Origin of the sequence: Aeromonas sp. QDB11 (assembly GCF_027705265.1) — a bacterium.
GTDB lineage: Bacteria > Pseudomonadota > Gammaproteobacteria > Enterobacterales > Aeromonadaceae > Aeromonas > Aeromonas allosaccharophila.
Window position 1 is genome coordinate 1 of the sequence record NZ_JAPDBM010000011.1, and the last position, 21,134, is coordinate 21,134.

Below are 21,134 nucleotides of genomic sequence, written 5' to 3' on the forward strand. Positions count from 1 at the left end.
AATATCTGGAAACGGTACTCAATGCGGGTCTCAAAAAACTGGGTGAAATTTAACAAAATGTTCACGCTCTCACCCTGTCAGCGAGATATGTTAAACCGTCATAAGATGACGCGGGCCGGTGAGGGAATAATAAAGTGTCGAATGAAGCGAAATAACCTCTCCCTGAATTTTATTTGCAATAAAAAACATAAAATAACAGCCTAAAATGTATAAGTGTTTTATCGCGCCTGAATTAAAAATAATCGCTTGTTTCCAAACACAATTAAAATAGAGAGATACCCTCGTTGTGAGCATTGTCCGGTTCAGCCGCCAGCGGATGGATTGAACCCTTGTTGGCCGCGTCGTATATACAGGTTTATATGGCTGGGGCGTGATGGTGTGGTACCGCAGTGGGTTGCCAGCAATAGTCGCCAAGGAGGGCATATGGAGTTGCCTGATTTTGACACCCTGAAAGAGTTGGCTGCGAGTGAGCCTTCCCGGCTGGATGCGATTCTTGAGCAGCAGATTGACCAGTTGATGGCCCGGGCGAGCCCCGATCAGCAGCGCCGTCTGCGCGGGTTGCAGTTCAAGATTGATAGTCAGCGCCGCCTGTCTAAAAACAATCTCGATAGTTGTATCCGGATTGCCAGCATGATGCGGGAATCCTTTTATTTGATGCGCAGCGAAATGATCCAGTTTCGGGAGGAGGGGGAGCTTCTGCCTGAAAACGATAGCGCTGGCAAAATAATTCGAATGGCTGACTATCGACGTCGTAAATAATCTGCAGTCAGCCCCTCTTCTGATATTTAATCCATATATCAAGGGGCGGTAATAAGGCGAGGTAATGGCGGGCAGATTGTTATGGTTTTTAATGTTAGTGGTAATGTATTTGTGATGTGGCCTCTTTTTTCCTTCATGTAATAACTCATCGGCCAGGTTGTGATAGGGGTGGATGAATAACGGTAAAAGTTAGGCTAATATGGCCGAAATTTTTATTGCTACGACTCGAAGGGATTATGAGAAGTATCACACCAAGACGGGTGTTGTCGCGGGAGCAACAGACAGAGATCACCCGCATTATCGTCAAGGTGGGTCAAATGTTGGCCCAGTTCGGGGCGGAGAGCCGGATCATCGAGCAGACCACGGTGCGGCTGGGGATGGCGCTGGGGCTGGAGAGTGTCGAAATGGCCATCTCTTCCAGTGCCATCGTGCTCACCAGCCTCTATCAGGGGGGCTGTGTCACCACCACCCGCCGGGTGCGCGAGCATGGCATCAACATGCAGGTGGTGTGCGAGATCCAGCGGATCTGCATCATGGCGGAGAAAGAACTGATCGGTGCCCGTGAAGTGCGTCAGCGGCTCGAAGCCATCGTCCCCTTCCACTATCATCCCTGGCTGGTGGTGCCCATGGTCGGGCTCTCCTGTGGCGCCTTCAGCCTGCTGTTTGGCGGTGACTGGCCCATCTTCCTGGTGACCTGTTGCTCCGCCGCCGTGGCGATGCGGGTGCGTCAGTTGATCGCCCGTCATCACCACAGTCCGCTTATCAACTTTGCTGTGACCGGTTTTATCGCCACCTTGCTGGCATCCAGCGCCACCTTCTTCAACTGGGGCGCGCAACCCTATCTCGCCATGGCGGCCAGCGTGCTGCTGCTGGTGCCGGGCTTCCCGCTAATCAATGCGGTCTCCGACATGGTGAAGGGCTACTTCAACATGGGGCTGGCCCGTTGGGGCTCCGCCACCTTGCTCACCATCAGTGCTGCCATCGGCATCATTCTCGCCATGTCGTTGACCGGGATCTGGGGGTGGAAAGTATGACGGATCTGCTCTGGTTACTGGCCAAGGATGCCTTCTGGTCCTCCATCCCGGCGGTGGGCTTTGCCATGCTGTTCAACGTGCCGCCACGAATGCTGAAATATTGCGCCATGGGCGGGGCGCTGGCTCACAGCCTGCGCACCCTGCTCATTCACTACGGCATGCCCATCGAGTGGGCGACGCTGGCGGCGGCGACCACGGTCGGTTTTGTCTGCGTCTACTGGTCTCGCCGTCTGCTGGCGCCGCGTCCGGTGTTCAGCGTTGCCTCCATCATCCCAATGATCCCGGGCAGCTATGCGTTCAAGACCATGATTGCGGTGGTGGAACTCAACATCAACGGTGTGACCATGGATCTGCTGCAGAGCGCGGTGGAGAACGGCCTCAAGGCGCTGTTTATCGTCGGCGCCCTCAGTTTCGGTTTGGCGATCCCCTCTCTGGTCGTGTACCGTAACCGCCCCATAATCTGACAGACGGTGAGAGGCCCCATGAAGATTTCCATGATTGCCGCCATGGCCCACGACAGGGTGATCGGCAAGGACAACCAGATGCCCTGGCATCTGCCTGCTGACCAGGCCCACTTCAAACGGGTGACCCTCGGCAAACCGGTATTGATGGGGCGCAAGACCTTCGAATCCATCGGTCGACCGCTGCCCGGACGGCGCAATCTGGTGATCAGCCGCAACCCTGGCTATCAGGCCGAGGGTATCGAGGTGGTGGGTTCTGTCGAGGCGGCACTGGCCCTGTTGGCGAGCAGCGCGGTGGAGGAGTTGATGGTGATCGGTGGCGGTCATCTCTATGCCGAGATGTTGCCGAGTGCGGATCGTCTCTACCTGACGCAAATCGATCTGGTGGTGGAGGGGGATACCCGCTTCCCCGCGTTTGATGACGGCCAGTGGCAGCGCATCGACTGCGAGAGCCACCCTGCCGATGAGAAGAACCCGCACCCCTACCGCTTCGAGACCTGGCAGCGCCGCTGAGTCATGGCATGTGCCACTAAAAAGCCCCTTGTGTTGCACAAGGGGCTTTTTTCGCACGGGTGATTTGCCAGAAGCATCGTGTCCAGCAGGCGATGAGCCAGAGGTGGCTGCGGCGATCTCATCGCGGCGTGTGAACGCATCTTCAGCCTCTGCTCTAACCCTCCTTAGCCCCTTTTCTTGTCCCCCAATCTGTCCTCATTGCGACCAACAAATAGTTAGATGTGTAATTATTTAGTCGCTGTTGAGTATCTGGATGGCGAGCTATGCTTTTGCCGCCATTAATCTGCCTTTGTTTGCTCTTTTTTGATTGTTTTTGAATGATTTTTCCCAGTGCACCTTCGTTTGATATGGAAATCATTATGGATAAAACCAGACTTTGTTCGGTTTTTATTGATAAAAATATCTTATTAAAATCAATGGTTTATTTTGATGTTGGTTTTATGGGACTCTATTGGTTCTTTTGTTTTGGTTGTTGATTGCTTAGTGTAAAAAGTAATTGGTTCGCGTTCGGCAGGTTAATCACCAAGATGTCGACCATGAAAAAAGGACAGTATGACAGTCAAACTCGAAGTCAAATCACTCTATAAAATCTTCGGCGATCAGCCGGAAAAAGCATTCAAATTGCTGGCGAAAGGGCATGACCGTGCCAGCATCCTGCAACAGAGCGGACAGACCCTGGGTGTGCAGGGGGTCGATCTGGCTATTCACGAGGGGGAGATCTTCGTGGTGATGGGCTTGTCCGGCTCGGGAAAATCGACGCTGGTGCGTCTCTTCAACCGGCTGATCGAGCCGACTCGCGGCCAGGTGCTGATCGATGGCGAGGATATCGCCACTATCTCGGAGAGCGAGCTGCGTCAGGTGCGGCGCAAGAAGATCAGCATGGTGTTTCAATCCTTTGCCCTGATGCCGCACCTGAGCGTGCTGGAAAATACCGCCTTCGGGCTGGAGCTGGCAGGTGTGCCGCTGGCCGAGCGCCAGCAGAGTGCCCGTCAGGCGCTCCATCAGGTGGGATTGGGTCAGTGGATTGATGCCTTCCCCGATGCCCTCTCCGGTGGCATGAAGCAGCGGGTCGGTCTGGCCCGGGCGCTCGCCAACGATCCCGACATCCTGCTGATGGACGAGGCCTTCTCCGCGCTGGATCCGCTGATCCGCACCGAGATGCAGGACGAGCTGCTCAAGCTGCAGGCGAGCCAGCAGCGCACCATCGTGTTTATCTCCCACGATCTAGACGAGGCGATGCGTATCGGCGATCGCATCGCCATCATGCAGGATGGTCAGGTGGTGCAGGTCGGTACCCCCGACGAGATCCTGAGTCAGCCCGCCAACGACTATGTGCGTGCCTTCTTCCGTGGCGTGGATCTCGCCAATGTCTTCAGCGCCCGCGATATCGTCAGCCGCAAGCAGATGCCGCTTATCAAGAAACACACCACCGACGGGCCGGGCAACGCCCTGCGTCACCTCAAGGAGCTGGAGCGGGAGTTTGGCTACGTGGTGGATCGCAGCCGCCGCTTCATCGGCGTCGTCTCGGTCGAGTCACTCAGTGAGGCCGTGCGTGGCAAGGGGAGTCTGGAGCAGGCGTTGCTGGCGGATATCCAGCCCATTCTGGCCGACACCTCCCTCAATGAACTGATCAGCCAGGTGGCTGCCGCACCCTGTCAGGTGCCCGTGGTCGAGGAGGATGGCACCTATCTGGGGCTCATCTCCAAGGCCAATCTGCTCAACACCCTGGACAGGAGTACCCCGGCATGAAGCTGAACAACCCTCACGCGTTACTGATCGGTTTGCTGGCATGTTTGCTGCTGGCTAGCCCCTCTCTTAGGGCTGACGAGGTGGATGCCGATCCTTGGGGCGCGGCGGTAACCACGACAGCCGCCGCCGATCCCTGGGGCAGTACTGCCTCCGAAGCGGCCGACTGGCAAAACCAGATTGCTGCCGTGGATACCGAGGCAGCCGTCGACTGGCTGGACCCCTTCCAGCAGGCGCTGGTGCCGCTGGACAGCTGGGTCGAAGGGGGCATCGGCTGGTTGGTGGAGAACCTGCGCCCGGTGTTTCAGCTGATCCGCGCACCGGTGGAGGTGACTCTGAACGCCATGACCCATCTGCTGCAGACGGTGCCATCCACCCTGATGATCGGGCTGTTGACCCTGATTGCCTGGCAACTGGTCAACGGCCGGATGGCGGTTGGCACCCTCGCCGCATTGGTCGGGATCGGGCTGATCGGAGCCTGGTCCGATGCCATGGTGACCCTGTCGCTGGTGTTGACCTCGCTCTTCTTCTGCATCCTGATTGGCTTGCCGGTCGGCATTTTGCTGGCCCGTAGCGAGCGGTTGTCTACCTGGACTCGGCCGCTGCTGGATGCGATGCAGACCACCCCGGCGTTCGTCTACCTCATCCCCATCGTCATGTTGTTCGGTATCGGCAACGTGCCCGGTGTCGTGGTGACCGTGATCTTCGCCCTGCCGCCGATGATCCGCCTCACCATGCTGGGGATAAGACAGGTGCCTGCGGATCTGGTGGAAGCGGCCCATTCGTTTGGCGCCAGCCCCTCCCAGCTGCTGTTCAAGGTACAACTGCCACTCGCCATGCCCACCATCATGGCCGGGGTCAACCAGACCCTGATGCTGGCGCTCTCCATGGTGGTGATCGCCTCGATGATCGCGGTCGGCGGTTTGGGTCAGATGGTGCTGCGCGGCATCGGTCGGCTCGATATGGGGCTCGCCTCCATTGGCGGCCTCGGCATCGTGCTGCTGGCCATCGTGCTCGACCGTCTGACCCAGGCGATGGGCCAACCGGATCGCAACCGGGTTGGCCGCTGGTATCAGCGTGGCCCCGTCGCCTTGCTGCTGCGCCTCACTGGCCGCAGCAAATCCATCGATTACCAAGGAGTAAAGGCATGAGCCTCATTACCACAACGCACACCCGTCACGCCTTGCTGCTGAGCACTCTGTTGTTGAGCTCCTCGCTGCTGAGCCCGCTGGCCATGGCCAGTACCGAGTTGCCGGGGGAGGGGATCCGCGTTCAACCCTTGCAGAGCTCCCTGCCGGAAGAGGCGTTCCAGAGCCTGCTGGTCAGCAAGCTGATGGCGCGGCTTGGCTACGACGTCCAGCCTGCTCAGGAGGTGGATTACAACGTGGCTTATGCCTCGGTGGCACAGGGGGACGGCACCTTCCTCGCCTTTAACTGGATCCCGCTGCAGGACAACAAGTACGAACAGGCGGGGGGAGACAAGGTGTTCTTCCGTCAGGGCACCTATGTGGCCGGTGCGGCGCAGGGCTATCTCATCGACAAGCAGACCGCGACCCGATATGGCATCACCAATCTCGGGCAGCTCAAGGATCCCGCGCTGGCCGCGCTGTTTGACGGCGATGGAGATGGCAAGGCCGATCTGGTGGGCTGTAACCCTGGCTGGGGCTGTGAAGAGGCGATCAACCATCATCTGGACGAGTTCGGCCTGACCCCCACCGTCACCCACAAGCAGGGCAACTATGCGGCGCTGATCGCCGATACCCGTGCTCGCTTCCAGAGTGGCAAGCCGGTGCTCTATTACACCTGGACCCCCTACTGGCTCAGCAGCGAGCTGGTGCCGGGCAAGGATGTCGTGTGGCTGGAAGTACCCGCCGACGCCCCTGATGCGGCCAAGACCCGTTTGCCGAACGGCAAGAACTACGGCTTCCCGGTCAATACCATGCATATCGTGGCCAACAAGGCTTTCACCGATGCCAACCCGGCGGCGGCCAAGCTGTTTTCCATCGTCAAGCTGCCGCTCAATGACATCAACGTCCAGAACGGGTTGATGAACAGGGGGCAGAACAAACCGGCGGATATCGAGCGCCATGCCGATGCCTGGCTCAAGGGGCACGGGGCGCTGGTCAATGAGTGGCTGACTCAGGCGCAGGTTGCCGCCGAGCAGGCCAACGCGGCGGGTTAAGCCTCTTGGCCCATTTGTCATCTTGGAAGGGTTGCATATCAGCCCAAGCAAAACGCCCGGCAGTAGTTGTCGGGCGCTTTTTATGGTCAGAACCTTGAAGAGGGATCAGATACCCGAGCCGTCGTGCTCGCCGTTATCCTCGTGCAGGCCACACTCGCGCTTGAGGCCAAAGAAGCGGGTCTGCTCCTCGCTCATGCCCGGCTCCCATTTGGTGGTGGTGTGGACATCGCCCACCGACAGGTAACCCTGCTCCCACAGCGGGTGGTAGGGGAGGTCGAACTCCTTGAAGTAGTAGAATACGTCCTTGTTGCTCCAGTCGATCACCGGCAGGAACTTGAAGCGGCCGCGCTGGATGGCCAGCACCGGCAGCTTGCCACGGCTGCCCGCCTGCTCGCGGCGCAGACCGGAGAACCAGGTCTGGGCGCCGAGCTCGCGCAAGGCGCGGTCCATCGGCTCCACCTTGTTGAGCTGGTTGTAGCGGGTGATCCCCTCCACCCCCTGCTCCCACAAGAGGCCAAATCGGGCCTCCTGCCAGGCCGGACTGAGTTCGGCCCGATAGATCTTCAGGCTGAGCGCGAGGCGCTCGGTCAGCTCGTCGATAAAGCGGTAGGTCTCGGGAAAGAGATAACCGGTATCGGTCAGCACCACTGGCACATCGGCCCGCTCGCGGCTTACCAGATGGAGCATCAGCGCCGCCTGAATGCCGAAGCTCGAGGAGAGCACATGCTCCCCCGGCAGATTGGCCAGAGCCCAGCGCACCCGCTCGGGGGCGCTCATGGTATCCAGCTCCCGGTTGAGGGGCGCCAGCGCCTCGGCCTGCTCTTCACGGCCGAGGGTCAGCAGTGCCTGCAGGTCAAGGCGGCCATCTTCAGTGACATTAAGCGGCAGATTAAGCAGCATAGAAGTCCCTCGCGGAGTCGATAACGGGGGCAATCACCCCAACCCGGATCACGAAGTCGCCGAAGCACTCACCCTGATTGCGCTCGGTGGCCCAGCGGCCGATCAGCGCGTCGAGTTCGGCCAAAATCTGCGGCTCGGTGATGTTCTCCTGATAGAGGCGCGGGATGCGGGTCCCCTCGAGGTTGCCCCCCAGGTGCAGGTTGTAGCGACCCGGCGCCTTGCCCACCAGACCCACTTCCGCCAGCATGGCGCGGCCGCAGCCGTTGGGGCAGCCGGTGACCCGGAAGATGATGGCGTCATCCGCCAGGCCGTGCTTGGCCAGCAGCCCCTCGATGTCGGTGACGAAGGCTGGCAGCATGCGCTCGGCCTCGGCCATTGCCAGGGGGCAGGTGGGCAGGGCCACACAGGCCATGGACTGCTTGCGCTGCTCGCTCACGCCGTCATCCAGCAGACCGTACTGGCGTGCCAGCGCCTCGATGCGAGCCTTCTCGCCGGCAGGCACGCCCGCGATGATGAGGTTCTGGTTGGCGGTGAGGCGGAAGTCCCCCTGATGCACCTTGGCGATCTCCAGCATGCCGGTCTTGAGGGGCTTGCCCGGGAAGTCCAGCAGGCGGCCGTTCTCGATAAACAGGGTCAGGTGGTGCTTGCCGTCGATCCCCTCCACCCAGCCGAAGCGATCGCCACGGCTGGTGAATTCATAGGGGTGAACCGGCCCGAACTGGATGCCGGCGCGGCTCTCCACCTCGGCCTTGAAGGCCTCGACCCCCACCCGTTCAAGGGTGTACTTGGTCTTGGCGTTCTTGCGGTTGACCCGGTTGCCCCAGTCGCGCTGGGTGCTGACCACGGCGGCCGCCACCTCCAGCACGTGGGAGAGCGGAATGAAGCCAAAGTCGCTCGCCTTGCGCGGGTAGGTGGTGGTGTCGCCGTGGGTCATGGCGAGACCGCCCCCCACCAGCACGTTGAAGCCCACCAGCTTGCCGTGTTCGGCGATGGCCACGAAGTTGAGATCGTTGGCGTGGATGTCCACATCGTTGTGGGGCGGGATCACCACGGTCGTCTTGAATTTGCGCGGCAGGTAGTTGGAGCCCAGGATCGGCTCCTCGTCACCCCCCAGCTTCTCGCCATCCAGCCAGATCTCCACGTAGGCGCGGGTCTTGGGCAGCAAGTGTTCGGAGATCTTCTTGGCCCACTCGTAGGCCTCCTGGTGCAACTCGGACTCCACCGGGTTGCTGGTGCAGAGCACGTTGCGGTTCACGTCCCCCGCGGTGGCGATGGAGTCGATACCTGTGCTGTTGAGGGTCTGGTGCATCAGCTTGATGTCGCGCTTCAGTACCCCGTGGAACTGGAAGGTCTGGCGGGTGGTCAGGCGGATGCTGCCGTACATGCTGTGTTCTTCGGCGAACTTGTCGATCACCTGCCACTGGGCCGGGGTGATGATGCCGCCGGGCAGGCGGGCGCGCAGCATGACGTTGTGCAGGGGCTCCAGCTTCTGGGCGGCGCGCTCCGGGCGGATGTCGCGGTCATCCTGCTGATACATGCCGTGGAAGCGGATCAGCTGGAAGTTGTCGCCGTTGAAGCCGCCGGTGAGCGGGTCCTGCAGATCTTCGGCGATGGTGCCGCGCAGGAAGTTGCTCTCGCGCTTGAGGCGTTCGTTGTCAGCCAGCGGCCCTTCGACCGGTCCCGGAATAAGTTGTTTGCTCATCAATAGACATCCCTTTGATAACGTTTGGCACGACGCAATTCGCTCAGATACTCTTCTGCTTCCTCACGGCTCTTGTGGCCGTGTTCCGCAATCACTTCCAGCAGGGCTTCCTGCACATCCTTCGCCATGTGGTTGGCGTCGCCACACACATAGAAGTGAGCGCCTGCTTCCAGCCACTGGTAGAGCTCAAGCCCTGCCTCGCGCAGACGGTCCTGCACATAAATCTTGTTGGCCTGATCCCGGCTGAAGGCCAGGGAGATCTTGGACAGCAGGCCCGATTTCACATAACGCTGCCACTCCACCTGATAGAGGAAGTCCTGGGTGAAGTGGGGGTTGCCGAAGAAGAGCCAGTTCTTGCCCTCTGCCCCCTGTGCTTCCCGTTCCTGCAGGAAGGCGCGGAACGGAGCAATGCCGGTGCCCGGGCCCACCATGATGACGGGGGTATCGGGATTGGCGGGCAGACGGAAGTTGTCGTTGTGCTCCACGAACACCCGGACCTCGGCATCCTCGGCCAGACGGTCCGCCAGATAGGAAGAGGCGCCGCCGCTTCGCACTGTGCCATCTTCTTGGCGGTAGCGCACCACGCCGACGGTCAGGTGCACCTCTTCCTCTACCTCGCTCTGGGCGGAGGCGATGGAGTAGAGGCGGGGGGTGAGGGGGCGCAGCAGCCCGACCAGCTGCTCGGCGGTGAGGGCGGTCGGGAAGCGCTTCAGTACATCCACCACTTGGGCAGAGGCGACCAGTGCATTGACCTGGGCCTTGTCACCGGCCAGATCTTTCAGCGCCGCGTTGTCTGATATATCAGCGAGTCCTGTGATAAAGCCGCCGTGCAGCCGGGTCAGTTCGAAGTGACCGGTCAGGGCGGCGTGCAAGGTGCCGTGGGCTGTGGCTTCATCGCCAGAGAGGTTGGTCAGGGCCAGCACTTCGCCCACCAGAGCTGCGTCGTTGTCAAACCAGATCCCGAGGGCATCCCCCGGCTGATAGGCGAGTCCCGAGGACTCGAGGCTGATCTCGATATGGCGGATATCCTTGGTGGAATCCCGGCCGGTGATCTTCTGAGTGACAGACAGGCGGGCAGGGAAGGGGTTCTCCTTGCTGTACTGGCTGTGGCCAACCGCCTGCTGCACCGCGCTGGTCACGCTGCTGGCCGCACCGGTAGAGAGGGTCGCGGCAATGGCGTTGAGCGCCTGTTCGCCCCACGCCTTGGCTGCATCCTGATAATCCACATCGAGGCTGGCGAGCTCATAAATCCGCTCGCCTCCAGCGGTGGCGAGGAAGTTGTCAAAATCTTTGCCGGTCTGGCAGAAGAATTCATAGGAGCTGTCACCCAGCCCCAGCACCGCGAATTTGAGCCCGTCCAGCTTGCCGATCTTGCCTTTTTTAAGCTGCTCGAACAGATCGACGGCGCTCTCCGGCGGTTCACCCTCCCCGTAAGTGCTCACTACTACCAGCAGGTGGCTCTCTTTCTTGAGCTGCTTGGGTTTGTAGTCAGCCATCGACGCGAGGGTGACGGGCAGGCCACGGGCCTCGGCCTGCGCCTTGATGGCACTGGCGACACCTTTGGCGTTGCCGGTCTGGGAGCCGTAGAGAATGGTCAGGCTGCCACTGGGCGCAGCCACGGCGGCGCTGGCGACAACGCTCTGGTGACCGGTCTGGGAGAGGCCGTAGAGATATCCGCTCACCCAGGCCAGTTGCTGGGTATTGAGGGTCGAGAGTACCTGACTCAGCTGACGTTGCTGTTCGTCAGAGAGGGGGGAAAGGTTGAATGGGGAATCCTTCAATTGCATCACACGCGTCTTCCATGGTCTGATTTTTGGCCAGATTAAAGGGCGTGTTGGCTAACAACAAAGAATAAAAATATCTTCTTTATTCCATTATTGAATTTTGAAAGTGATTTTGCGGTAAAGGAGATAGAAAAACGCCCCGCAGTGGCAGGGCGTTTTTATTGGCGTATCACGCTCGGGAGTGCCCCAAGGGATGCCGCTGACTTCTGTGGGCCTTACTTCTGCGGACGCAGAGCCGGGAACAGAATGACGTCACGGATGGTGTGGCTGTTGGTGAACAGCATTACCAGACGGTCGATACCGATGCCCTGACCGGCAGTCGGCGGCAGGCCGTGTTCCAGTGCGGTGACAAAGTCGGCGTCGTAGAACATGGCTTCGTCGTCGCCTGCTTCTTTCTGATCAACCTGATCCTGGAAGCGCTTGGCCTGGTCTTCTGCATCGTTCAGCTCGGAGAAGCCGTTGGCCAGCTCGCGGCCACCGATGAAGAATTCGAAGCGGTCGGTTACGTCCGGGTTCACGTCGTTGCGACGAGCCAGCGGAGAAACGGCAGCCGGGTACTCGGTGATGAAGGTCGGTTGCAGCAGCATGTGCTCCACGGTCTCTTCGAAGATCGCGGTGATCACGTGGCCCAGCTCCCAACCCTTCATCAGCTCGATGTGCAGACGCTTGGCAACGGCCTTGGCGCTCTCGAGGGTAGCCAGATCGTCTAGGGTCACATCCGGGTTGAACTTCAGGATGGACTCGACCATGGTGAGGCGCTGGAACGGCTGACCGAAATCGATGGTCAGGCCCTCTTCGCCCTCTTTGGCGTAACGGATCTTGGTGTCGCCCAGAATGTCCTGCGCCAGGGTGCGCAGCAGCTCTTCGGTCAGGTCCATCAGATCGATGTAGTCGGCGTAGGCCATGTAGAACTCGATCATGGTGAACTCGGGGTTGTGACGAACCGAGATACCTTCGTTACGGAAGTTGCGGTTGATCTCGTAGACACGCTCGAAGCCACCGACCACCAGACGCTTCAGGTAGAGCTCCGGAGCGATACGCAGGTACATGTCGATGTCCAGCGCATTGTGGTGAGTGACGAACGGACGCGCGGAGGCACCACCCGGGATGACTTGCATCATCGGGGTTTCCACTTCCATGAAGCGCTTTTCGTTGAAGAACTTGCGGATACCGGCAACCACCTGGGTGCGGATCATGAAGGTCTTGCGAGACTCTTCGTTGGCGATCAGATCCAGGTAGCGCTGGCGGCAGCGAGCTTCCTGGTCGGTCAGGCCTTTGTGCTTCTCGGGCAGCGGACGCAGCGCCTTGGTCAGCAGGCGGATATCGGAAACGTGAACGGAGAGCTCACCGGTCTGGGTCTTGAACAGGGTACCTTCGACACCCACGATGTCGCCCAGATCCCACTTCTTGAACTGCTCGTTGTAGAAACCTTCCGGCAGGTCGTCACGGGTGACGTAGACCTGGATCTTGCCGGCCATGTCCTGCAGGGTGGCGAAAGAAGCCTTGCCCATGATCCGGCGGGTCATGATGCGACCGGCAATCTTCACCCGTTTACCCAGGCTCGTCAGCTCCTCGGCGCTCTTGTCGTCAAACTCTGCGTGCAGATCGCCAGAGAGGCTGTCGCGACGGAAGTCGTTCGGGAAAGGATTACCCTGGGCGCGCAGGGCGGCCAGCTTGGAACGACGCTCAGTCATCTCGTTGTTGAGTTCGAGTGAATGATCGACTTCCGGAGTGATGGTTTGTTCAGACATGGTGATTCCTGCTTGTTTACAGACCTGATTTCAGGCTGGCTTCGATAAACTTGTCCAAGTCACCGTCGAGCACCGATTGGGTATTACGGGTTTCGACGCCGGTGCGCAGATCCTTGATACGGGAGTCATCCAGCACATAGGAACGGATCTGGCTGCCCCAACCGATATCGGACTTGGTCTCTTCAAGGGCTTGTTTCTCAGCGTTCTGCTTCTGAATTTCCAGCTCGTAGAGCTTGGCTTTCAGTTGCTTCATACACTGGTCTTTGTTTTTGTGCTGGGAACGGTCGTTCTGGCACTGTACCACGACACCGGTCGGCACGTGGGTAATACGCACCGCAGATTCGGTCCGGTTAACGTGCTGACCACCGGCACCGGAGGCGCGGTAAACGTCGATACGCAGATCCGCCGGGTTGATCTCGATGTCGATATCGTCGTCGATTTCGGGATAGACAAACACGGAGCAGAAGGAGGTGTGACGGCGGCCACCGGAATCGAACGGGGACTTGCGCACCAGACGGTGTACACCGGTTTCGGTACGCAGCCAGCCGAACGCATATTCGCCGCTGAATTTGACGGTGGCAGACTTGATGCCAGCCACGTCGCCGTCGGAGCATTCAATCAGCTCGGGCTTGTAGCCGTGGGCATCGCCCCAGCGCAGGTACATGCGCAGTACCATGTTGGCCCAATCCTGCGCTTCGGTACCACCGGAGCCGGACTGGATATCGATATAGCAGTCGGAGCCGTCGTGCTGACCGGAGAACATGCGGCGGAACTCGAGATCCACCAGCTTTGCTTCCAGCTGTTCGGATTCGGCAATGGCTTCGTTGAAGGTCTCTTCGTCTTCCCCTTCCACCGCCAGGCTCACCAGCATCTCGACGTCATCCACGCCCTGGGTCAGGGTGTCGATGGTGCCGACCACGTTTTCCAGCGTGACGCGCTCTTTACCCAGCGCCTGTGCGCGCTCGGGTTCATTCCATACGTCCGGCTGTTCCAGCTCGGCGTTGACCTCTTCTAGACGCTCTTTCTTGGCGTCATAGTCAAAGGTACCCCCTAAGAAGCTCGGTCCGCTCAGACAGCTCCTTAAGTTTATTTAATACGGGATTAACTTCGAACATCGTGAAAACTCTCAGGGTCGATGTGACTTAAAAACGGGATATTCTAGCCAATTGTGGAAGGAATAAACAGGGTTGCCTTGGTTTGCGCACCCTATGTAGTCAATTTCTGGTGCACTTTTCCTCACCTCGGTAGAAAATATCGCCCGCAGACCCATTTTCAGGTTCAGTTTTGGCCGTTCCGGCCGCTAATGACTACGTAGTGTTGTGCACTGTTAGGGAAAAACCCGCTCCTCACCTCAATAAGAAGAACACATGATGAAAAACCTGTCACTCAAGCAGAAGATACTGTTGTCAGTGGTGATCGCCCTTTCGTTGGTGATTTCGTTGCTCTCCTGGCAGAGCTATAGCAGCCAGAAGAGTCTGTTGCTGCAAGGCAGCCAGGAGCAGCTGCAGCGGCTGGGCACCCAGCAGGCTGCCAGCGTCAGTGACTGGCTCTCGGCCCGTCGTGACGTGATCCAGGCGCTCGGCAACAAGGCGAGCTCCGAACCTCTCAATGCCTTGCAACAGGCACAAGTCTCCGGCCGTTTCCAGCTCACCTATTTCGGTGAGAGCAGCGGCAAGATGAATGACTCCGATCCCTCCATCAACCGCGATGGCTACGACCCGCGCTCCCGTGGCTGGTATCAGGAGGCGATGAGCAAGGGTGGCCTGATTGTCACCAAACCCTATCTCGACGTGGCCTACAACATCATGGTGGTGACCCTGGCCCAGCCGGTTTCTGGCGGGGTGATCGGGGGTGACCTCTCCATTGCCTCGCTGGTGGAAGACGTGACCAAGATGCAGCTGCCTGCCGACGGTTTCGCCATCATGATGCACAAGGATGGCACCATCATCGCCTACAAGGATGCCGCCAAGGCGATGAAACCGGCCAGCGAGATCGACAACGATCTGACCAACGCGCTGATCGAGCAGAGCAAGTCGAGCAAGGAGCTGGTGCCGGCTTATTTTGACAACGAAGGTCGCGACAAGCTGCTGTGGGCAGTCGATATCCCAGATACCGACTGGGAATTGGTGCTGGTGCTGGACAAGGCCGCGCTGGAAGCGCCGCTCTCCTCCCTGCTGATGACCCAGCTGGGCATGGCGCTGCTGGTGCTGGTGGGCAGTATCCTCGCCATCTCCTGGCTGGTCAGCATGCTGCTTGGCCCGCTCACCAAGGTATCCCAGGCATTGGCCCGCATTGCCGACGGTAACGGCGATCTGACCCAGCGCATCAAAATCGACGCCAACGACGAAGTGGGCCAACTGGCCAACAGCTTCAACCGTTTCGTCGGCAGTCAGCACCAGCTGATCGGCAATATCCGCAAGCTGGCCAACGAGCTGAACGCCGATGCCGAGCGCAGTCTGGTGACCAACCAGGCCGCGGTGGACGAGCTGCAGCGTCAGCAGCAGGAGGTGACCATGGTCGCCACCGCCGTCACCGAGATGGCGAGTGCCACCATGGAGATCGCCGGCAACGCCGAGAATACCGCCGCCGCTGCCCAGCAATCTGCCCAGAGCAGCGAGCAGGGCAAGATGCTGGTCAACAAGACCCGTCAGTCCATCAATGGCCTGGCCGAAGAGGTGGGGCAGGCGACCGAGGTGATCGGTGAACTGAGCCGCCACGCGCAGGCCATCACCAGCATCCTCTCTACCATTCAGGGCATTGCCGAGCAGACCAACCTGCTGGCACTGAACGCGGCCATCGAAGCGGCCCGCGCCGGTGAGCAGGGCCGTGGTTTTGCGGTGGTCGCTGACGAGGTGCGGGTGCTGTCGCGCCGTACCCAGGACTCCACCCAGCAGATCCAGTCCACCATCGAGACCCTGCAGCAGACCACCGCCCGTGCGGTGAGCCTGATGCAGACCAGTCAGGGGCTGGCGGACAACAGCGTGCAGGATGCGGATCAGGCCGTGCGCGCGCTGGAAGAGATCACCTGCGCCATCTCCCTCATCTCCGACATGGCGGGCCAGATCGCCACGGCAGCCGAGGAGCAGACTCAGGTGACCGGCGAGATCACCCAGAACACCACCGCCATCAAGGATGTGAGTGACGAGATCACCGCCGCCGCCATGCGCGATCTGGATCAGGCCCAGAGCCTCAAAGGGCGTGCCACTGACCTGAACCAGCAGGTGTCGACCTTTATCCTGTAAAGTGCAACACTCGGCCTGTTCCGGCTGAGATAAACAAGCCCCGCCCTCTGTCGAGTGCGGGGCTTTTTGTTGTTCGGGGGAGTGCGGGTAGTTTGGGTTGCTTGCGGGTCACCCTGGTGGCGGATACGTGCCCCGGCTCTGCCTGCGTCAGCTGGCGAGTAGAGAGCAAGCAAAGAGCCCACCGAAAGGTGGGCTCTGATCATATACGTCTGACGGAAAGGGAATTACAGGAATGGCATCGCCATAAACAGCTTGATCACCATGGCGTTGATGATGTCGATAAAGAAGGCGCCCACCATGGGCACCACCAGAAACGCCAGGTGGGAGGGACCGAAGCGCTGGGTAATGGCCTGCATGTTGGCGATGGCTGTCGGGGTGGCCCCCAGGCCAAAGCCGCAGTGACCTGCCGCCAGCACGGCCGCATCGTAATTTTTGCCCATCACCCGGAAGGTGACGAAGATGGCGTAGAGCGCCATCGCCACGGTCTGGGCGGCCAGCAGGATGAAGATGGGCAGTGCCAGGCTGGCCAGATCCCACAGTTTCAGGCTCATCAGTGCCATGGCGAGGAACAGCGACAGGCTGACGTTGCCCAGCAGGGAGACTTCGCGATCGCTCACCTCATGCCAGTTCAGCAGGGTCAGGACGTTGCGCAGCAGTACGCCGACAAACAGCACGCAGACAAAGATCGGCAGCTCGAAGGCGCCCCCTTTGAGCGAGGCGGAGAGCAGCTCGCCTCCCTTGAGGCTGATGGCGATCAGCGCCAGCGTCTCGATGACGCTGAAAGTGGTGAGGGGGCGCTCCATATCCGGCATTTCGAAGCCCTGGGGGGCCTCATCCTGATTGTGCTCCTCACCGGGCACTTGCACTTTCTTCACCAGATAGCGAGCCACCGGGCCGCCAATCAGGCCGCCCAGCACCAGACCGAAGGTGGCACAGGCGATGGCGAGTTCGGCAGCGGATTGCACGCCGTACTTCTCGGAGAAGGTGGCACTCCAGGCAGCCCCGGTGCCGTGGCCGCCGGAGAGAGTGATGGAGCCGGCCAGCAGCCCCATGTGGGGATCCAGACCGAGCAGGGTCGCCAGACCTACGCCCAGACTGTTTTGTACCAGCAGCAGGCCGGTGACCACCATCAGGAAGGTAACCACCGCCTTGCCGCCGCGTTTCAGGCTGGCGAGATCGGCGGAAAGGCCGATGGAGGCGAAGAAGGCCAGCATCAGCGGGGTTTGCAGACTGGTATCAAATTGCAGCTCCATCTGCAGGGTGGAGCGCAGCAGTAGCAGTACCAGCGCGACCACCAGGCCGCCGGCTACCGGTTTGGGGATGTTGAAGGTACGCAGCAGCCCGACTCGGGTAACCAACACCCGGCCAAGCAGCAATACCAGAGTGGCAGCGACCAGCGTTGCGTAGGAATCAAGTTGTAACATTCAGTACTCCCATGTTGATTGGCTGTGTCTTTCATAGCAAAAGACTTACAGATTCAGCCGGGATGAAAACAGTGTGGCTTATGTGCCAGCAAAGAAGGGGAAACATCTCCCCGCCCCAGGAAAGATGGGGCTTGTGCGGGCCTGAAATGCTCAGGCATCCAGATGAGATTTTAGTAAAATCCGGCGGATTGTAGCAAAAAGCATCGTTTAATTCCATCTTTGTCGTATTAATGCTCGTTTTAGTCGTTTATTGTGACATTTAACACTATGTAGGTAGAGGGCAGAAAAGCCGAAAAGGGTGCATGGAACGGCTGTCATTTGGGGCGCCAGTCTCTATAATTCGCCGGTTTCCGCTGCACGCAGAGGCGCTGGCGGGCGTTGACATTGTGGTTCACCCCGACATGGTTCATGTTTTGGCGGTGTTCACTTCATCAAGAGGAGAGGGTGTGAAGAAGTCTATCTACATTGCCTACACAGGCGGCACCATTGGGATGCAGCGTTCCGATCACGGCTACGTGCCGATGGCGGGCTTTATGGAAGACTGTCTGGCGCGGATGCCCGAGTTCCACCGCCCCGAGATGCCGGATTACCATATCCACGAATATGCGCCCCTCATCGACTCCTCCGACATGACCCCGGCGGACTGGCAGCGCATCGCCGAGGACATTCGCGACAACTACGAGAAATACGATGGCTTCGTGATCCTGCATGGCACCGACACCATGTCGTTCACCGCCTCGGCACTCTCCTTCATGCTGGAAGATCTGCACAAGCCGGTCATCATCACCGGCTCCCAGATCCCATTGGCCGAGTTGCGCTCCGACGGTCAGCAGAACCTGCTCAATGCCCTATATATCGCGGCCAACTACCCGATCCACGAGGTGACGCTGTTCTTCAACAACCAGCTCTATCGCGGCAACCGCAGCAAGAAGGTGCATGCCGACGGCTTCCACGCTTTCGACTCCCCCAACTATCCGCCGCTGCTCAACGCCGGGATCGCCATCTCGCTGGAAGCGGGTGAGCTGGGTGTGCCCTCCGAGCGGCCGCTGGTGCTGCACGACATTACCCCCCAGCCCATCGGCGTGGTAACCCTCTATCCGGGGATCTCCAGTGAGGTGATCGCCAATATCCTGCAACAGCCGGTGAAGGCGCTGATCCTGCTGTCATTCGGGGTCGGCAATGCGCCGCAAAACCCGGCCATGCTGGCGCTGCTTTCCGAGGCTTCGGCCCGCGGCGTCATCATCGTCAACCTGAGCCAGTGCCTGCACGGCAAGGTCAACATGGGTGGCTATGCCACCGGCAATGCCCTGTCGCGGGCCGGGGTGATCTCGGGCTTTGACATGACCGCCGAAGCGGCGCTCACCAAGCTGCACTTCCTGCTGAGTCAGGGCTTGCCATCCCACCGCATTCGCGAGTTGATGCAGCAGTCCCTGCGCGGGGAGCTGACTCCCTAAGCGATGCGGCCCTCACCCTAACCCTCTCCCGGCGGGAGAGGGGATAGAGCGAGGTGCTGTTGGCCACGAGGCTTGCCATGAAGAGCGTTGGCAGGTGGCCCGTTCACTGTTCGCAGGTGCGAGCCTGCTCCCTTCTCCCCTGGCGGGAGAAGGGCTGGGGATGAGGGGGATGAGTCACCCCACCCAGCAGAGAGAGGAATAAAAGAGGGGAGCCATGATGGCTCCCCTCTTTGCTATTTATCGCACTCTTTATCGAACTATGTATCGCTCTCTCGCGATTCGATTGGCCGCCACGAGACGGGATGGCGAGTGGTCTCAGTGGTTGAGATTGACCCGCATTATCTCTTCCTCAACCGGCTGATTCTCATCACGAAACAGTCGCTTTAGCTCGCTCTTGCTCTTCATCACGATCTCGCCGTCACGGCCGATGTTCATATGCTCGGGGTAGTCGAGGTGCATCGCCTGCCAGGCCATCACGGCTTGTAGCGACGTGTCCTTCTGCTCGTCGGTGAGGGGCTTGCCATCGGGCCACTTGCCCAGCTCGACTGCGGTTTTGAGCCGCTCGTACACCTCTTGTGGCATCTGCCTGATTGCTTGCAAAAACTCACCCTGTTGAAACGACATCCGGCCTTCTCCTTGAACTATTGAGCCATAAACTGCGGGATCTGACGGGCAGAACCCGGCGGGCTATGCAGGTAGACCCTATCGGGCTATGCCGGTAGATCCTTGCGGACTACGCCAGCCATCTGCTCCATCACCCGCACGACCTGACAACTGTACCCGAACTCATTGTCATACCATACGTAGAGCACGCAGTGATCCCCCTCGGCTATGGTCGCCTGGGAGTCAACGATGCCCGCATAGCGGGAACCCACCATGTCGGAGGAGACCAGCTCGGTGCTGGCGCTAAAGTCGATCTGGCGATGGAGCGCCGAGCTTAACGCCATCTGTTGCAGATAGGCGTTGAGGCTCTCCCGATCGGTAGCCTGCTCCAGCGACAGGTTGATAATTGCCAGCGAGACATTGGGGGTCGGCACCCGGATGGCGTTGCCGGTCAGCTTGCCCTTGAGCTCGGGCAGCGCCTTGGCCACCGCCTTGGCGGCACCGGTGCTGGTCATCACCATGTTGAGGGCGGCGCTGCGACCGCGGCGCTCGCCCTTGTGATAGTTGTCGATGAGGTTCTGATCGTTGGTGTAGGAGTGGACCGTCTCCACGTGGCCGTGGCGGATGCCGTACCGCTCCTGTATCACCTTGAGCACAGGGGTGATGGCGTTGGTGGTACAGGAGGCGGCGGAGATGATCCTGTCATCAGCCCCTATCACCTCGTGGTTGACGCCGAACACCACGTTCTTCATCTCCCCCTTGCCGGGGGCGGTCAGCAGCACCTTGCCGGCACCACGCGCTTTCAGGTGCTCGGAGAGACCCGCCTCATCGCGCCAGACCCCGGTGTTGTCGACGATCAGCGCATCGTGAATGCCGTAGGCTGTGTAGTCGATATCGGCCGGGCTGTTTGCGTAGATCACCTGAATGAAGGTGCCGTTGGCGATGATGGCGCTGCGCTCCACATCCACTTCGATGGAGCCGTTGAAGGGGCCATGTACCGAGTCGCGGCGCAGCAGGCTGGCGCGTTTCTCCAGATCCCCGTCGCGACCGCCGCGCACCACGATGGCACGCAGGCGCAGCGGATTGGCGGCGCCGGTGCGCTCGATGAGCAGGCGGGCCAGCAGGCGGCCGATACGGCCAAAACCGTAGAGCACCACGTCGGTGGCTTGCGGCATCTGGTTGCGGCCAAGGGCCGGTGCCAGCCTGGCTTGCAGATAGTCCTCGATCCCCGCCTCATCCTGATGATCCTGCCAGTAACCCACCGCCAGTTTGCCCAGATCGATCTCGGCGGCGGTGGGTTTCAGGGCAACGATGGCCTGGAGCAGGGGGAAGCTTTGCTGGATGGGGAGGGGAGCGCCCTGGTGGCGGCGGACGACCCGGTGGGCCTTGAGGATATCGATGGTGGAGGCGTTTTGCAGCGGGCGGCCGTAGAGGGTGATCTCGACCCCTTGTTGTCGGTAGAGGCGACCAATCAAGGGCTGCATGGCTTCGGCGAGCTCCTGGCTCTCCTGCCACGCTTGCAAGTAGTGCTCGTGGGTCATTGACCAGATCCTTTATTTCACGTTGTTGGTGTAAATAG

General features: G+C 59.8%; 17 protein-coding genes. 9 read left to right on the top strand and 8 right to left on the bottom strand.

The window, feature by feature from the left end; all coding sequences use genetic code 11:
- Window positions 1–423 precede the first annotated feature (423 nt).
- The 7 genes from OKC40_RS05395 to proX all read left to right on the top strand — a co-directional run bounded on the left by OKC40_RS05395 (window position 424) and on the right by proX (window position 6,695).
- Window positions 424–759, top strand: coding sequence for a DUF3135 domain-containing protein (locus tag OKC40_RS05395; protein ID WP_270794419.1), 336 nt, complete (start codon window positions 424–426; stop codon window positions 757–759).
- 236 nt (window positions 760–995) lie between these two features.
- Entirely contained in the window at window positions 996–1,793 is a 798-nt protein-coding gene (locus tag OKC40_RS05400) for a threonine/serine exporter family protein (protein ID WP_042022773.1), read from the top strand.
- Window positions 1,790–2,257 (top strand): threonine/serine exporter family protein, encoded by a 468-nt coding sequence (locus OKC40_RS05405; RefSeq protein ID WP_042060992.1) that lies wholly within the window; start codon window positions 1,790–1,792, stop codon window positions 2,255–2,257. The genes OKC40_RS05400 and OKC40_RS05405 overlap by 4 nt, the downstream gene beginning before the upstream one ends.
- 18 nt (window positions 2,258–2,275) lie before the next feature.
- Window positions 2,276–2,767: a type 3 dihydrofolate reductase gene (gene folA / locus OKC40_RS05410; RefSeq protein ID WP_270794421.1), complete on the top strand. Its 492-nt coding sequence runs from the start codon at window positions 2,276–2,278 to the stop codon at window positions 2,765–2,767.
- A gap of 552 nt (window positions 2,768–3,319) precedes the next feature.
- Complete coding sequence (proV, locus tag OKC40_RS05415) at window positions 3,320–4,516, top strand: glycine betaine/L-proline ABC transporter ATP-binding protein ProV (RefSeq protein WP_270794423.1); 1,197 nt, start codon at window positions 3,320–3,322, stop codon at window positions 4,514–4,516.
- Window positions 4,513–5,664, top strand: coding sequence for a glycine betaine/L-proline ABC transporter permease ProW (proW, locus tag OKC40_RS05420; RefSeq protein ID WP_270694147.1), 1,152 nt, complete (start codon window positions 4,513–4,515; stop codon window positions 5,662–5,664). Before proV ends, proW begins: the two co-directional genes overlap by 4 nt.
- Window positions 5,661–6,695, top strand: a complete 1,035-nt coding sequence (gene proX / locus OKC40_RS05425) for a glycine betaine/L-proline ABC transporter substrate-binding protein ProX (RefSeq protein WP_182938095.1) — start codon at window positions 5,661–5,663, stop codon at window positions 6,693–6,695. The genes proW and proX overlap by 4 nt, the downstream gene beginning before the upstream one ends.
- 105 nt (window positions 6,696–6,800) lie before the next feature.
- Here proX and OKC40_RS05430 read toward each other — a convergent pair whose 3' ends face one another.
- The 5 genes from OKC40_RS05430 to prfB form a co-directional block, all read right to left on the bottom strand.
- Window positions 6,801–7,595 (bottom strand): phosphoadenylyl-sulfate reductase, encoded by a 795-nt coding sequence (locus tag OKC40_RS05430; RefSeq protein ID WP_182938094.1) that lies wholly within the window; start codon window positions 7,593–7,595, stop codon window positions 6,801–6,803.
- Window positions 7,585–9,297 carry an assimilatory sulfite reductase (NADPH) hemoprotein subunit gene (gene cysI, locus OKC40_RS05435; RefSeq protein ID WP_270794425.1) on the bottom strand — a complete coding sequence of 571 codons (1,713 nt, stop codon included), beginning with the start codon at window positions 9,295–9,297 and terminating at the stop codon, window positions 7,585–7,587. Before cysI ends, OKC40_RS05430 begins: the two co-directional genes overlap by 11 nt.
- Window positions 9,297–11,084, bottom strand: coding sequence for an assimilatory sulfite reductase (NADPH) flavoprotein subunit (locus tag OKC40_RS05440; protein ID WP_270794427.1), 1,788 nt, complete (start codon window positions 11,082–11,084; stop codon window positions 9,297–9,299). The genes cysI and OKC40_RS05440 overlap by 1 nt, the downstream gene beginning before the upstream one ends.
- Window positions 11,085–11,296: 212 nt before the next feature.
- Window positions 11,297–12,832: a lysine--tRNA ligase gene (lysS, locus tag OKC40_RS05445; RefSeq protein WP_139409526.1), complete on the bottom strand. Its 1,536-nt coding sequence runs from the start codon at window positions 12,830–12,832 to the stop codon at window positions 11,297–11,299.
- A gap of 16 nt (window positions 12,833–12,848) precedes the next feature.
- A protein-coding gene (gene prfB / locus OKC40_RS05450; RefSeq protein ID WP_111805239.1) for a peptide chain release factor 2 occupies window positions 12,849–13,947 on the bottom strand; the annotation gives its coding sequence in 2 pieces (ribosomal slippage) (window positions 12,849–13,871 and window positions 13,873–13,947; 1,098 coding nt in all).
- Window positions 13,948–14,202: 255 nt separating this feature from the next.
- On the opposite strand from prfB, the gene OKC40_RS05455 reads away from it, so the two are divergent.
- On the top strand, window positions 14,203–16,074 hold the full coding sequence (locus tag OKC40_RS05455) for a methyl-accepting chemotaxis protein (RefSeq protein WP_270794456.1): 1,872 nt from the start codon (window positions 14,203–14,205) through the stop codon (window positions 16,072–16,074).
- 224 nt (window positions 16,075–16,298) lie between these two features.
- On the opposite strand, the gene gltS is transcribed toward OKC40_RS05455, so the two are convergent.
- Complete coding sequence (gene gltS, locus OKC40_RS05460) at window positions 16,299–17,498, bottom strand: sodium/glutamate symporter (protein WP_005348115.1); 1,200 nt, start codon at window positions 17,496–17,498, stop codon at window positions 16,299–16,301.
- Between the two features lie 446 nt (window positions 17,499–17,944).
- Here gltS and ansA point away from each other — a divergent pair, with 446 nt between their 5' ends.
- A complete protein-coding gene (gene ansA / locus OKC40_RS05465) occupies window positions 17,945–18,952 on the top strand; it encodes an asparaginase (protein WP_040066796.1) in 1,008 nt (335 codons plus the stop codon).
- A 315-nt stretch (window positions 18,953–19,267) separates the two neighbouring features.
- On the opposite strand, the gene OKC40_RS05470 is transcribed toward ansA, so the two are convergent.
- Entirely contained in the window at window positions 19,268–19,576 is a 309-nt protein-coding gene (locus OKC40_RS05470) for a YeaC family protein (RefSeq protein WP_270794429.1), read from the bottom strand.
- Window positions 19,577–19,662: 86 nt separating this feature from the next.
- A complete protein-coding gene (locus tag OKC40_RS05475; protein ID WP_270794430.1) occupies window positions 19,663–21,096 on the bottom strand; it encodes a glyceraldehyde-3-phosphate dehydrogenase in 1,434 nt (477 codons plus the stop codon).
- Window positions 21,097–21,134: the final 38 nt, after the last annotated feature.

Coding starts and splice junctions, on each gene's coding strand:
- OKC40_RS05395 (WP_270794419.1), top strand. CDS start 424: ATGGAGTTGCCTGATTTTGACACCCTGAAAGAGTTGGCTGCGAGTGAG.
- OKC40_RS05400 (WP_042022773.1), top strand. CDS start 996: ATGAGAAGTATCACACCAAGACGGGTGTTGTCGCGGGAGCAACAGACA.
- OKC40_RS05405 (WP_042060992.1), top strand. CDS start 1,790: ATGACGGATCTGCTCTGGTTACTGGCCAAGGATGCCTTCTGGTCCTCC.
- folA (WP_270794421.1), top strand. CDS start 2,276: ATGAAGATTTCCATGATTGCCGCCATGGCCCACGACAGGGTGATCGGC.
- proV (WP_270794423.1), top strand. CDS start 3,320: ATGACAGTCAAACTCGAAGTCAAATCACTCTATAAAATCTTCGGCGAT.
- proW (WP_270694147.1), top strand. CDS start 4,513: ATGAAGCTGAACAACCCTCACGCGTTACTGATCGGTTTGCTGGCATGT.
- proX (WP_182938095.1), top strand. CDS start 5,661: ATGAGCCTCATTACCACAACGCACACCCGTCACGCCTTGCTGCTGAGC.
- OKC40_RS05430 (WP_182938094.1), bottom strand. CDS start 7,595: ATGCTGCTTAATCTGCCGCTTAATGTCACTGAAGATGGCCGCCTTGAC.
- cysI (WP_270794425.1), bottom strand. CDS start 9,297: ATGAGCAAACAACTTATTCCGGGACCGGTCGAAGGGCCGCTGGCTGAC.
- OKC40_RS05440 (WP_270794427.1), bottom strand. CDS start 11,084: ATGCAATTGAAGGATTCCCCATTCAACCTTTCCCCCCTCTCTGACGAA.
- lysS (WP_139409526.1), bottom strand. CDS start 12,832: ATGTCTGAACAAACCATCACTCCGGAAGTCGATCATTCACTCGAACTC.
- OKC40_RS05455 (WP_270794456.1), top strand. CDS start 14,203: ATGAAAAACCTGTCACTCAAGCAGAAGATACTGTTGTCAGTGGTGATC.
- gltS (WP_005348115.1), bottom strand. CDS start 17,498: ATGTTACAACTTGATTCCTACGCAACGCTGGTCGCTGCCACTCTGGTA.
- OKC40_RS05470 (WP_270794429.1), bottom strand. CDS start 19,576: ATGTCGTTTCAACAGGGTGAGTTTTTGCAAGCAATCAGGCAGATGCCA.
- OKC40_RS05475 (WP_270794430.1), bottom strand. CDS start 21,096: ATGACCCACGAGCACTACTTGCAAGCGTGGCAGGAGAGCCAGGAGCTC.